The sequence below is a fragment of the Hymenobacter sp. genome (assembly GCF_036388155.1).
Taxonomy (GTDB): domain Bacteria; phylum Bacteroidota; class Bacteroidia; order Cytophagales; family Hymenobacteraceae; genus Hymenobacter.
In genome coordinates this window covers 1-12,730 of sequence record NZ_DASVSI010000183.1, presented here as the reverse complement: position 1 = coordinate 12,730, position 12,730 = coordinate 1, and the positions used below count along the sequence as shown (strand labels likewise).

Genomic DNA, 12,730 nt, shown 5'->3' with positions numbered 1-12,730 from the left:
ACGCTTCGGCCGGGGTTGGTAACCTGGTTGCGTTACTCCACCACTACGCGCTTCACGACCTGAGACTTGCCCGAGCCCAAGCGCAGAGAGTAGATGCCCAGAGCCAAGTTCGATACGTCGAACTGAGCCGTGGCACCGGCGGCGGTGATGGCCAGCGTGCGCTGCGACACCACTTGGCCGAGCTGGTTGTACAGCGTGGCCGTTACCGAGCGGCCCATTTCGGCGGGCAGCAGCAGCGTGAAGCTGCCGTGGGCGGGATTCGGGAACAGCTGCACCTGCTTGGCCAGGGCGGCGTTGTTAGTGGCCAGCGGCCCAGCGGCCGGACCGAAGAACAGGCTGAAGCGACCCGTCATGGCCGTTGTAGCGGCCGTGAAGGTGTACATCGGCTGCTGCGCCAGGTTGATGCGCGCGCCGGTCTCGGTGTCGAGCAGCAACACCTGGGTGTTGGCGTCGAAGTTGACGAGGCTAGCGGCGTTCAACGTGTAGGAGCCCGTGGCTGGCACGTGCAGGTTGAGCGGCACGGTGGTGGACGTCGAGGCGGCCAGCGGCGTCAGGCCATTCACCGACAGCTCGTCGCCGGCAATGATGCTGCCCAGGCTGAGGCCCGAGGAACTCGGCAGCTTGTAGGCGTCGAAGCGCGCGTCGAAGGCGGCGGTGGCGCCTTGCTCGAAGTACACAAACGTCTCATCCGACAGCTTGCCGGTGTTGCCCTTCAGCTGCAGGTTCACCAGCGGCCGGGTTTCAGCCGTGCCCCGGTTGAAGCTGGGCGTGGTCGAGAACGTGGTGACGCGGGCGGCGTTGTTGAGCGCCAGGCTGCCGGTGGTCTGGCCGGCGCTAACGCGGGCAAAGAAGCCTTGCATCGACGCCACCAGCGGGTTGCCCACGCCGTTGACGTAGCTGCGGTACTGGCCCACGTACTGCCCGGTGCTCTGGTACACGTACACGGCGTCGTCGAGGTTGGTGCGCGTCACGCCAGCCGTCTGGCTGAAGTCAAGCGGCGAAGGGTAGGGGTTGCCCAGCAACTGCCAGCCGCTCTGGGGCTGCGCGCCGCGGGTGAGGCCGGAACGCGTCACCGTGCCGTTGTTCAGGGTGCCCATCACGTCCACGAGAGTGGCGGCGGGGAGGTTCACGGTGTAGCCGGTCAGCAGGCCCATGGGGTCCGAAGCCGAGGGCACAAAGAAGCCCTGGTCAAACGCCGCGTTCGAATTAGCTCCGAGCACCACACGGGTTTGGTCGTAGCCAAACACGTTCGGGAAGGGCGTGGTCGAGTTCGGGTCGGCCGCGGTGTTGTAGGTCTGGTTGTAAATCGCCGTGAAGCCCGTGGCTGTCGTCAGGTCGGAAAGCGGCGTGCTGGCCACCGGCGAGCTGTAGTGGCGGTAGCCCAGGCCCGAATTGAAAGCCGGGTCGATGGCGCGCTGCACGGTGGCTGGGCCTACTACGGCGCCGCCGGTATTCACCACGAGGGCGGTGCCGGCCGTGGGGGTCGAGAGCAGCGTCAGCATCTGGCCGGCGCTGGTGGTCAGGTTGCCGCTGGTGAGGGTCACGGTCTGGGCCACCCGTAGGCCGCCGTTGTTCACGGTGAGGCCGGCGGCGTTGTTCACCGTCAGGCTACGCACCTGGCTGGGCAGGGCCGCGCCGGTGGTTTGGGCTTCCAGGCCGTTGTACACGTAGTTGGCGTCGGCGGCATAGGTGCGGGCACCGGTGAGCTGGATGGCGCCGGTAGCGCCCGAAGCCGTAATGCCGTCGGGGTTGCAGATGCGCAGCGTCGAGCCGGGCTGCATCACGAAGCTACCAGGACCCGTGATGGGCAGGCAGCTGGTGGCCAACACGCCCTGGGTGCTCAGCGTGCCGCCCGTTTGCAGGGTCAGCGTGCCGTTCACCTGAATGGGGCCGTTGAACGAAGCCACCCCTGTGCTGGTGATGGTGATGTTGTTGTAGGTACCAGCATCCACGCCCATGGGCGTGCTCACGGTCAGGTCGGGGTTCACGATGACGTTGGTCGGGCCGCTGGCCGAACCAGTGCCGCTCCAAGGCGTCTGAATGTAGGGGAAGGCCGAACGGAACGTGGTGTCGTTGGCTTCTACGCCCGTGGTGAAGGTGACTTCAGCCAGCAGTTTCGGCGTGAGCGGGTTGGTGCTGCCGGCGGCAAAGTCGTCGAAGTACAGGCCCACGGCGGCCAGCACCAGGCCACCCACGGCTTTCAGCTCAATCTGGTCCACGGCGTCTTCCAGGCGGCGCCCGTTGGGGAAGCCGTCCATGTTCGGAATGTTCTCCAGAGCTGCGCTGCCATTAAAGCGCGGGTCGGTGATGCCGAGCACCGCCGCGGCCAGCAAGCCCTGGTTGCTGAAATCGGGGGAGTTGCGGGGCGTGGCGGGCACGGCCATGTTCAGGCGCAGCATGTCGCCACCGGGGTTGGTGCGGCCGCTGGCCGTCAAGGGCAGGAAGTTGTTGATGAACGGCTTGCCCGCCGACAGCGGATTCACGGCCGCGTTGCCAGCAGATAGCGGCGTTTTGCCAACTACCAGTTGGTAAGGCGGCAGGTTGGGCACGCCGGTGTGGAAAATGGGCTTGATGTCAGCCGAACGGGGCTTATCAGCCACCAGCAGGTAAGGGCCAAACAAGGCGGGGTCGAAGGCAGTACCGGTTACCAAGGGGCTGCCCACCAGAATCTGGAGGCCGTCGGCTTGGTTGCGGAAGTCGAAGCCCCCGGCCGGAATGCCCGGCTGGCCGTCCAGCGACTTGGTTTGCATGCGCAGGGCACCCAGGGCCGGCACGGCCTCTCCGAAGAAAGTCTGCCCAGCGGTTTTGGGAGCGGCCGGGGCTACCGGCGCATTATCCGCCGTGTACAGGCCCAGTTCGGGGTTCGAGAGGTAGTCGTCGGTGATGGCCGCCTCAGCGTAGGGCGTGGTCGCGTTCCAGGCGTCTTTGCTGCCGATGGGGTTAATCACCTCGTTGGTGAGGGGCATGCCCAGGCGCGATACCTGCACGTAGGTACCGCTGGCACCTTCGCCGGTGGCGGCATCAAACGTGCGCAGCTGCGGACGGCTGGCCGAAGCCCACACGCCAATCACGTAGTTGGGGTCCAGAATGTTGGCCGCCGCCGAAACCGGCTGGCCGCTCTTCTGCAGCGTGGAGATAGGAATGCTCAGTGCAATGGCGTGGCAGTTCTTGCGCGCCAAGCCGTCGGTGGCGTTGGCGGGACGCAGGCCGGCCAGGTCAAAAATGGCGCCGAGGTCGGCGAAGAACGGGTCGTCGGTCGGGCCGCAGAGAATGCGCTCGCCGCCCCCGCCCGAGGCGTTGGTAATGGCGTTCTGGCGCAGGGTTTCATACGGCGCGGGCTGGTTCAGGCCGGCCCCGCCGTTGATGGAGCGCGGCCCGATGTTGTTCGGCGGCACAATGCCCCCGGTCACGATGGGCGAGAAAGCACCACCGTTCACGCTTTTCTCGCAGGTGTAGGTGGTTTTCAGGTTCTGCTGGCCCAGCCGGATGTTGAAAAACGTGGTGGGGTCCTGGTTGGTGCGCGCGAAGGTGAAGCGGTAGGTGATGTTGTCGCCGGGCGTCGAGCCGTCGTTTTTCACGTGCACTTCGTAGCGGACGCCCTCGCCAAAAGTGGCGTAGTTGGGGCCGCCGTGGGGCAGCTCAAACGGAATGTAGTTGGCGATGACGACCACCCGCTCGGCGTCGTTGGGGTCGCGGAAGGCGTAGAGGTCGGTGTTGTCGGCCACGGGGTCGTCGGCGATGAGGGGGGCCTCGCGGTGGCTACTGGCTTCCAGCGGCGTGTGGCGGGTGCTGCTCCACAGCGAAAGCCCGAGGGCTACCGCTGCGGCGGCGGGCAGCATGACGTATTTAGTAGTCAGTTTAGAATTCATTTTCTTCGGACGAATCAATGTTGGGAAATGAGTTAGCGACGGTTGGCAAAGCCATCCCAGGGCGCGGCCACGTAGGGGAACGTGGCGCTAAAGGGCGCATCGTTGCCTTCCACCCCGGCCGAGAAATTCAGCACGCCCTTGAGCTTGGGCGTCACGGGTGAGGGGCTTGTGGGCGTATAGTCGTCGTACCACAGGCCAATGGCGGCCAGGGCGGCGCCGCTTACGGCCTGTAACTCAATTTTCACTACTTCGTCTTCGAGGCGGCGGCCGTTGGGAAAGCCATCCATGTTGGGAATCATTTGCAGGTTGGCGTTGCCATTGAAGCGCGGGTCGGTCAGGCCGAGTACGGCGGCGGCAAACAAGCCTTCGTTGCTAAAATCGGGCGAATTGCGGGGCGTTGCGGGCACGGCCATGTTCAGGCGCAGCATATCGCCGCCGGGGTTAGCACCGCTCAGGGGCAGGAAGTTGTTCACAAACGGCTTGCCGGCGGCCAGGGGGTTGCCGCCTTTGCCGGTGGCCAGTTGGTAGGGGCGCAGGTTGGGCACGCCGGTGTGGAAAATGGGCTTGATGTCGACCGAACGAGGCTTGCCCGACACCAACAGGTAGTTGCCAAAGGCGGCGTCGTCCAGGGCGGTGCCCGCCACAGCGGCGCTGCCTTTTAGCGGGAACAGGCCCGGGCGCGTGTTGCCGAAGTCAAAACCACCGGCGGGCAGGCCGGGGAAGCCCGCCAGGGAGCTGGTTTGAATGCGCAAGGCGCCCAGAGCCGGCACGGCTCCGCCAAACTGGCGGTCGTCCATGTACAGGCCCAGCTCGGGGTTCGAGAGGTAGTCATCGGTCGAAGCGGCCTCGGCGTAGGGCGTGGTGCGGTTCCAGGCGTCCTTGTTGCCGACGGGGATGATGGCTTCGTTGGTGAGGGGCATGCCCAGGCGCGACACCTGCACGTAGGTGGCGTTGTCGGTGGTGGGGCCGCCGGTGGGGCTCAAGGTGCGCACCGAGGGACGGCTGGCCGAGGCCCACACGCCAATCACATAGTTGGGGTCCAGGATATTGGCCGCGGCCGATACCGGCTGGCCGTTCTTCTGGAGCGTGGCAATGGGCACGCTGAGCGCAATGGAATGCACGTTGTACTTCGCCAAGCCGTCGCGGGCGCCTTGGTTTACGCGCAGGCCGGCCAAATCAAAAATGGCCCCCAGGTCGACGAAAAACGGGTCGTCGGAGGGTCCGCAGAATACTTGCTCGCCGCCGCCGCCGGTAGCATTGGTCACGGCGCTTTGGCGGATGCTGGCGTAAGAAGGCTGGTTGAGGCCCGCACCGCCATTGATGGAGCGCGGCCCGATGTTATTGACGGGCACTACCCCGCCGGTAACGATTGCAGAAAAAGCCCCACCGTTAACGCTTTTTTCGCAGGTATAAGTGGTTTTGAGGTTTTGCTGGCCCAGCCGAACATTGAAAAAGGTGCTGGGGTCCTGGTTGACGCGGGTGAACGTGAAGCGGTAGGTGATGTTGTCGCCGGCCGTGGTGCCGTCGTTTTTCACGTGAATCTCATACCGAATGTTCTCGCCGAAGGTGGCGTAGTTGGGGCCGCCCTGGGGCAGTTGAAACGGGATGTAGTCGGCAATGAGCACCACGCGGTTCGGGTCGTTGGGCGACACGAAGGCGTAGACGTCGGTATTGTCGGCCAGCGGGTCGTCGGCAATGAGCGGGGCTTCGCGGTGGCTACTGGCTTCCAGCGGCGTGTGGCGGGTGGCGCTCCAGACAGAAAGCGACGTGATGGCACACGCGCCGACCAGCCATTGGAGTGGTTTGGTAAAGCTCTTCATAGAAAAGAAGCAGGTGAAAAGTGAAACAAAAAACCTCGAACACAAAAGCACAATACATTGAAAATCAATATATTGAGTAGAAATTTAGGCACAATGAAGCCGGCACGAGAAATTCCGGGCTTCTAATCAGCAAAAACCAACACAAGGGCTACCGCAGAAAGGCAGCAAAGAGTAGCAACCAAAAACAGCTAAGTCGAAGCGGCTGAGCTGCCAGGCAAAAAGTGCAGAACGAATGCGAAAACCATTCACCAGCCCGAGGGCCGAGTGCTATCCTGAGAAAAGCGACGAAGCGGGCGTGGGCTTTGGGCTGCGTCCAGAAATACTACGGCGCTAGCTCGGCCTTTGGATTTAGTTCCACTGCGGAATTATAAAAATAATTTATAGTTGAATATTTGGAAACTATGCCCGGCCAGAGCTCAGCAATGCATCTTGTTGATTATTAGTGCGTATTGGAATTGACAAGCTGAACGAAAGCATACGCTCGGGATAAAAATATTTCGTGAAATTTCACAAATCATCCCGGCGGACTGCGGCACCCCTAAGGCTTCGAGCCTCCTTCAGTAAACGGACAAGAGCCAGGGTACAACGCGAGGTACTTTGCTCGCTTCGTCTGTCATGCTAGGCTTGCGAAGCATCCTTTTATAGTCTACGCGAGCCGTCTTCTTACGTGAGAAGATGCCTCGCAAGCTCAGCATGACAGACGATTGGGTTACTACTGCACGCGAGGCGTCCCACGACCGCGCGGCCGCCAGATGAATTGGACCGGTCAGGCAAGGGCCAGTTCAACTAGGCTTTCACACTCTGCAGGCGGCTATTCTGTCAAAAGCAGCGTCATCCAGGCCTCAAGCAGCCGCCCTTCGGCTAGGAACTGCTTGCTGAGCTGTACCAAGTGTTGCTTCCGGGCCGCGGCATCGTCGGCGTATTTGCTGAGGATGTAGGCGACCATTGGTTCGGTCCGGAAGTTGTTGAGGGCGGCGGCGGCGGGCAGGGCGTCGCGCTCAATGTTGGCGAGGCGGCCCAGCTCATTGCCGGTCAAGACGTCGCTGTTGCGAATGTGCGGGGGCAACTGGTCGATGCCGATGCCGATGTGCCGGTTGGGCTTGGGCACTTCGAAGAGACTGGCGCCGCTGGCGCGGCAGTACCAATCGCCGCCGAGGCGGGCCACGGCGTCCAGCTTAAACGGGTCGATGCCGGTGGCGTTGGGCAGGAGGACGTCGTGGCGAAAATGGGCGCGCACCACGCGGCAGATGATGAGGTTGCCGGCGCCATTATTCTCGCCCAGCTCGATGATTTGCTCCACCACGCACTCAAACGCGGCGGGGGCTTCGGCCACGCGGGGCGGGCGCACCCGTTCCGATGCCAGCTCGGTGAGCCCGGCTTTGGTGAATTCGTTGACGCCTTTCTCGTACTCCGTGCTGGCCAGCGACATTTGCTCAACCAAGGCATAATCGCAGATGTTGATGACGACTTCCGGCACCTCGCGCACGTTTTGCAGGGTGTGCTTTTGGGAGTTGTCGCGCACGCGGTTGGCGGGTGAAAACACCAGAATGGGCGGATTGGAGCTGAAAGCGTTGAAAAAACTGTACGGGCTGAGGTTCACGCGGCCTTCGGCGTCCACAGTGCTCGCGAAGGCCACGGGGCGGGGCGCCACGGCTCCCACCATGAACGGATGCCACTGCGCCGGGGTCAGGTCGGTGGGAGTGAGGGAGTGGAAGGCTGGGGCAGGAGTGGGCATGGTGGGAGTTAAGGCGCCGAACGCGGCTTGAGGGGCCAAAGCTAAGTAGCTTGCCTCCATGAAACTTGCGTGCTTGTGCTTGCTGCTTGCCTTCGTCAATGCGTCGGCGCGTTCCCTGGAGCCGTTTTGGAAGCGCTATAGGCTCCGGTCCGACGCCCTAGGCGTCCGACCGGTTGTCGGTCGCGCAATCTCCTCGAAAGCCCTCATGACAACCGGTCGGACGCCTAGGGCGTCGGACCGGAGCCTGTTCACCAATAACGAAACTTCCATTGCATCGCCGGCTGACACGGCCCGGCTTCGCCAGCATCTGGTGTACCTCACCACCACGCCGCAACCGCGCAACTACCAGCACGAGGCGGTGCTCAATTCGGTGGCGGCCTACATCCGCCGCGGCTTGCAGGCGGCGGGCGCGCGGGAGTTGGCCGAGCAGCCGTATGCCGTACGGGGGCAGGAGTTTCGCAACGTCATCGGTTCGTTTGGTCCGGCCGACGGGCCCCGCCTCATTATCGGGGCGCATTATGACGTGTGCGGCGACCAGCCCGGCGCCGACGACAACGGCACCGGCGTCGCGGCCCTGCTGGAGCTGGCGCGGCTGCTGGGGCAGCAGGCCAAGCTGCCCTACCGCGTCGACCTGGTAGCCTACACTCTGGAGGAGCCGCCGTTTTTCCGCACCAAGCAAATGGGCAGCTATGTGCACGCCGCCTCCCTCAAAGCCGCGGGGGTGCCGGTGCTGGGCATGGTGGCGCTCGAAATGCTGGGGTATTTCGACGACCGGCGCGGCTCCCAGCGCTACCCGGTGGCGCCGCTCAAATTCATTTATGGCAGCCGCGGCAACTACGTGACGGTGGCCCAGAAATTTGGCAACGGGCGCTTTGGGCGGCAGTTTGCCCGGCGCTACAAGGCGGCTGCCGCGCTACCGGTCAAGCGCTTCAAGGCCCCGGCCTGGTTGCCAGGAATTGATTTTTCGGACCACCTCAATTACTGGCACTTCGGCTACTCGGCCGTGCTGCTCACCGACACGGCTTTTTACCGCAACGGCAGCTACCATCAGACTTCCGACACCCTGGCCCGGCTTGATATGCGCCGGCTGGGCCTGGCCGTGGATGCGCTGCTGAACACCGTCTTGGCTGGGCCCAGGTAGCGGGCTAGGAGGCGTTTATTTGCTAAACTGATATATGTTTGCTTGATTTATATAGCTTTACCTCGTTAGCAACCTCAAATTCGACACATGCCTGCTTCAACTTGCCCCAAATGCGATTCAGTGGAAGCCACCAAAAGCGGCGTGGTGAACAATCGGCAGCGCTTTAAGTGCAAAAACTGCGGTTATCACTACACGGTGGCCAAAATGGGCCGGGAAGTCGACAGCTACTACGTAATCAAGGCGCTACAGCTGTACATTGAGGGCGTGAGCTACCGCGAAATTGAGCGGCTGCTGGGAGTGAGCCACGTGAGCGTGATGAACTGGGTGAAGAAGTACGGGGTGCACGCGCCCCGCCAAACCGACTACCACCCGACCTACAAAATCCTGAATTATACCGAGCTGGCTGCGTTTTTCCAGGTGCCCGGTAACCTGAAGGGCGCCGGCATGGTGGTGACGGAGCTGGGAGACAAATTCATGGTGATACGCTGGGAACGTTTCCGGGCGGAGTAAGCCGGGCAGGGGGGAGAGGAAGTAGCTATAGTGCTTAGCAAAACTATAGCCGGCCGGTAGCAAAACGCGCATGCGGGCTGCTACTTAGCCGACCAGAACTTGGGGGCAGGCCTGCGCTTGCTGTCAATCGGTTAACTCCCACCACTAACTCCTTTCTGCTTATGCGATTTCCTCGCTACGCTTTGGCTCTGAGCGGCTTGCTACTGGCCGGTGCCTCTCATGGGCAAGTAACGCCCACCACACCGCCGCCCACCACACCCCCCACCACCCCGCCAGCGGACCCATCCGCACCGGTGCCTGCCGGCACCAACCCGCTGCCTTCGGGCCAGCAAACGCCTTCGGCTCCGGTGGCGCCGCCGGCTGGGAGCGCGGCCACGCCCATGCCCACCGAGAGCGTGCCCTACGGGGCCGGCATGAAGATTAACATTTCGCCCGATGGCTCGAAATACCTCCGTTTTCTCACCTGGCACCAAGTGTGGACACGTTATACCGAAAACAACAGCGGCACATTCCGCGCGCCCGGCAAGCTCCAGTCCGACCAAGTTGACTTTGCGCTGCGCCGCTCCCGCTTTATCGTACTGGCCCAGCTCAACCCGCGCTTCCTAGTTTACACGCACATCGGCATCAACAACCAGACGGCGGTGAGCGGGGGTGTGACCCCAGCCCAGGACGGTAAGAAACCACAGCTGTTCGTGCACGAAGCCGTGGTGGAGTACAAGCTGAACAATTACGTGAGTTTGGGCGCCGGCATGCACTACCAGAACGGCCTCTCGCGTCTGACGCGCGCCAGCACGGTAAACTTCCTCACGATGGACGCCCCACTCACCAACTGGCCCACCATTGAAGCCATCGACCAGTTCGTGCGGGGCATTGGAGTGTACGCGAAGGGCCGGGTGAGCAAACTGGACTACGCTTTTTCGGTGAACGAGTCGTTCCTGACCAACCAAACGGGCGGGTTCAGCAATGCAGTTGGTCTGGGCGCCACCAACGTTGCTACGGGCATCAACACGGGACGCAACGTGGCTGAGTATAATCCGCAGGGCACCGACCATGTCTACCAAGGCTATTTGTCCTGGGGATTTCTGGAGCCGGAAGCCAACCTGTTGCCTTTCGCCGTGGGCACCTATTTGGGCACCAAACAGGTATTTAACCTGGGTGGCGGCTTCTTCTACAATGCCGACGGCATGGTTTCGCGGCCCGCGGGCAGCGTGCTGACCGCGGCGCAGGTGCAGGCCGCAACTTCGGCGGGCTTCTTGTCCTTCAACAACGCCGCAAACCAGGTGCAAACGCACGACATTGGGCTGTGGGCGCTTGACGCTTTCTTCGACACGCCCATCAACAAAGAGTCGGGGACGGCCTTCACGGCCTATGCCGTGTACTACAACTACGACATGGGCCCCAACCACGTGCGCTTCATCGGGGCCTCAAACCCTGGCTACGGCACTGATTTACGCCGGGGCAACGCCGTGCCGCATTCGGGCACGGGCCAGGCGGGCTACCTGCAAGCCGGCTATTTGCTGCCCAAAAACTTGCTCGGGCCCAAGCTGCGGGTGCAGCCTTACGCTGCGCACCTGCTGGCCTCTTACGAAGGCCTGCGCGACGCCAGCGGCGAAAAGAAAGGCGTGAACATCTTCGACGCCGGCGCCAACTTCTACATCGACGGGCACAACGCCAAGTTTACGCTGAACTACCGCGCCCGGCCCGACTACACCGTGCCCACCGGCCAAGCCGGCACGGCCCCCAACGACATCAAGTATCGCCCCGAAATCACGCTGCAAACCCAGGTTTTCTTGTAGGCCAGCCCACTGCTCAATCCTCCCTTCAGACACTATCAACCCCGCTTCAACCATGGAACAAAGCATCTCTCCAGGCTACGGCGCGCCAGCGGACACGGCCGTGGCGCACGACAACAACTCCACGCCGACCAGCAAAATCTGGCAGGTGATTACCGCGTCGTCGGTGGGCACGGTGATTGAATGGTACGACTTCTATATTTTTGGCTCGCTGGCCACCATCATTTCCACCCAGTTCTTCCCCAAAACCAACCCGCTGGCGGCCCTGCTGAGCACGCTGGCGGCGTTTGCCGTGGGCTTTGTGGTGCGGCCATTTGGCGCGGTGGTGTTCGGGCGCATCGGCGACATGGTGGGGCGGAAGTACACGTTTCTGCTCACGCTGATACTTATGGGCGGGTCAACGTTCGCCATTGGCTTGATTCCCAATTACGCCGCCATTGGGGTGGCAGCGCCCATTCTCATCTTTTTGCTGCGGGTGGTGCAGGGCTTGGCCTTGGGCGGGGAATACGGCGGCGCCACCACTTACGTGGCCGAACATGCCCCCGACAACCGGCGGGGCTACTACACAAGCTTCATCCAAACCACGGCCACCATCGGCCTATTCATCAGCATTGCCGTGATTGTGGGCACCAAGCTGGTGGTGGGTGCTGCTGAGTTTGCAGACTGGGGCTGGCGCATTCCGTTTCTGCTCTCATCGGTTCTGCTGGTGGCTTCGTACATCATTCGCCGGCGCCTGAACGAGTCGCCGCTGTTTGCCAAAGCCAAGCAGGAAGGCACCGTAAGCAAGTCCCCGCTGCGCGATTCGTTTGTGGAACCCGTAAACCGCCGCTTGGTGCTACTGGCGCTGTTTGGAGCCACCATGGGCCAGGGCGTTATCTGGTACACGGGGCAGTTCTACGCCTACTTCTACATGCAGACGGTGCTGAAGCTGGAGCAGATTCCGGCCAGCATCATTCTGTGCGTGGCCCTGCTGGCGGCCACCCCGTTCTTTATTTATTTCGGCAGCTTGTCGGACCGCATTGGCCGGAAGCGCATCATCATGACGGGCATGCTGTGCGGGGTGCTCTTCACGTTCCCCATTTTCTATGGCCTGACGCAGTTCGCGGGCAAAGCCGTGGAAAAAACCGCCGCCATCCCCGCCACGGTAGACGCCGCTGGCGCCGCGGTGGCGGCCGTGCCCGCCGTGATGGTGGCCAACGATTACCAGATGATACCCATGATTATCCTCACATTCTGCCTGGTGCTGTTCGTGACCATGGTGTACGGCCCCATTGCGGCCTACCTGGTGGAGTTGTTTCCGACCAAAGTGCGCTACACGTCGCTCTCCGTGCCCTACCACATTGGCAACGGCATTTTTGGGGGCTTGGTGCCATTGATTTCTACGTGGCTAGTGTCCATTGCCGCCGCGCAGCCGGAAGGCTTTTTGAAAGAAAACAGCATCTATTTTGGGTTGGTGTATCCGGTAGCCATCGCTACTATTTGCTTCCTGTATGGCTCGACGAAAATGAAGGACATTCGCAACGTGAAGCTCATGGACGAGCAACCCTCGGTCACGGCCTAAGGGCCACCTGCTTTAGCTGAAGAAAAGCCGCTGGTCCCTTGGGCTGGCGGCTTTTCCGTTAAATTGGAGGGCTGCCGCATTCAGGCGCGGCCCCTCCGCATGCCCACCGAAACCGACCCTCCTCCCATGCCGCCCCGCCCCGAGCAAGCCGCCTCCCGCCTCGGCCAGCGCCTGCTGTTTCTGGCGGTGCTGTTTGGGGCACTGCTCTCCTTCCCCTTGCTGGGGGTGTTCGACCACGACGGGCGGGTAGGAGGGGTGCCGGTGCTGTACTTGTACCTCTTGTCGGCCTGGGTGCTGCTGG

The 12,730-nt window shown here is 62.3% G+C and carries 7 protein-coding genes and 1 pseudogene; 5 read left to right on the top strand and 3 right to left on the bottom strand.

The window, feature by feature from the left end; genetic code table 11:
• Positions 1-32: 32 nt before the first annotated feature.
• From VF629_RS25475 to VF629_RS25465, 3 genes are all read right to left on the bottom strand, one after another.
• Positions 33-3,869, bottom strand: a complete 3,837-nt coding sequence (locus tag VF629_RS25475; RefSeq protein WP_331061339.1) for a DUF4331 family protein — start codon at positions 3,867-3,869, stop codon at positions 33-35.
• Positions 3,870-3,901: 32 nt separating this feature from the next.
• On the bottom strand, positions 3,902-5,689 hold the full coding sequence (locus tag VF629_RS25470; RefSeq protein WP_331061338.1) for a DUF4331 domain-containing protein: 1,788 nt from the start codon (positions 5,687-5,689) through the stop codon (positions 3,902-3,904).
• Between the two features lie 811 nt (positions 5,690-6,500).
• Positions 6,501-7,424, bottom strand: coding sequence for a flavin reductase family protein (locus VF629_RS25465; protein ID WP_331061337.1), 924 nt, complete (start codon positions 7,422-7,424; stop codon positions 6,501-6,503).
• 205 nt (positions 7,425-7,629) lie between these two features.
• Between VF629_RS25465 and VF629_RS25460 the strand changes: the two genes are divergently transcribed.
• The 5 genes and pseudogenes from VF629_RS25460 to VF629_RS25440 all read left to right on the top strand — a co-directional run.
• Positions 7,630-8,565, top strand: coding sequence for a M28 family peptidase (locus VF629_RS25460; protein WP_331061336.1), 936 nt, complete (start codon positions 7,630-7,632; stop codon positions 8,563-8,565).
• Between the two features lie 87 nt (positions 8,566-8,652).
• Positions 8,653-9,075 carry an IS1/IS1595 family N-terminal zinc-binding domain-containing protein gene (locus VF629_RS25455; protein WP_331061335.1) on the top strand — a complete coding sequence of 141 codons (423 nt, stop codon included), beginning with the start codon at positions 8,653-8,655 and terminating at the stop codon, positions 9,073-9,075.
• Positions 9,076-9,236: 161 nt separating this feature from the next.
• Positions 9,237-10,871 carry a hypothetical protein gene (locus VF629_RS25450; RefSeq protein WP_331061334.1) on the top strand — a complete coding sequence of 545 codons (1,635 nt, stop codon included), beginning with the start codon at positions 9,237-9,239 and terminating at the stop codon, positions 10,869-10,871.
• Between the two features lie 52 nt (positions 10,872-10,923).
• Positions 10,924-12,429 carry an MFS transporter gene (locus VF629_RS25445; RefSeq protein WP_331061333.1) on the top strand — a complete coding sequence of 502 codons (1,506 nt, stop codon included), beginning with the start codon at positions 10,924-10,926 and terminating at the stop codon, positions 12,427-12,429.
• A 99-nt stretch (positions 12,430-12,528) separates the two neighbouring features.
• Positions 12,529-12,730 (top strand): annotated as a pseudogene (locus tag VF629_RS25440) (hypothetical protein); the annotation flags it as partial.

What these genes read in the sequence shown, in the direction of transcription:
- VF629_RS25475 (WP_331061339.1), bottom strand. Translation starts at nt 3,869, where the DNA reads ATGAATTCTAAACTGACTACTAAATACGTCATGCTGCCCGCCGCCGCA.
- VF629_RS25470 (WP_331061338.1), bottom strand. Translation starts at nt 5,689, where the DNA reads ATGAAGAGCTTTACCAAACCACTCCAATGGCTGGTCGGCGCGTGTGCC.
- VF629_RS25465 (WP_331061337.1), bottom strand. Translation starts at nt 7,424, where the DNA reads ATGCCCACTCCTGCCCCAGCCTTCCACTCCCTCACTCCCACCGACCTG.
- VF629_RS25460 (WP_331061336.1), top strand. Translation starts at nt 7,630, where the DNA reads ATGACAACCGGTCGGACGCCTAGGGCGTCGGACCGGAGCCTGTTCACC.
- VF629_RS25455 (WP_331061335.1), top strand. Translation starts at nt 8,653, where the DNA reads ATGCCTGCTTCAACTTGCCCCAAATGCGATTCAGTGGAAGCCACCAAA.
- VF629_RS25450 (WP_331061334.1), top strand. Translation starts at nt 9,237, where the DNA reads ATGCGATTTCCTCGCTACGCTTTGGCTCTGAGCGGCTTGCTACTGGCC.
- VF629_RS25445 (WP_331061333.1), top strand. Translation starts at nt 10,924, where the DNA reads ATGGAACAAAGCATCTCTCCAGGCTACGGCGCGCCAGCGGACACGGCC.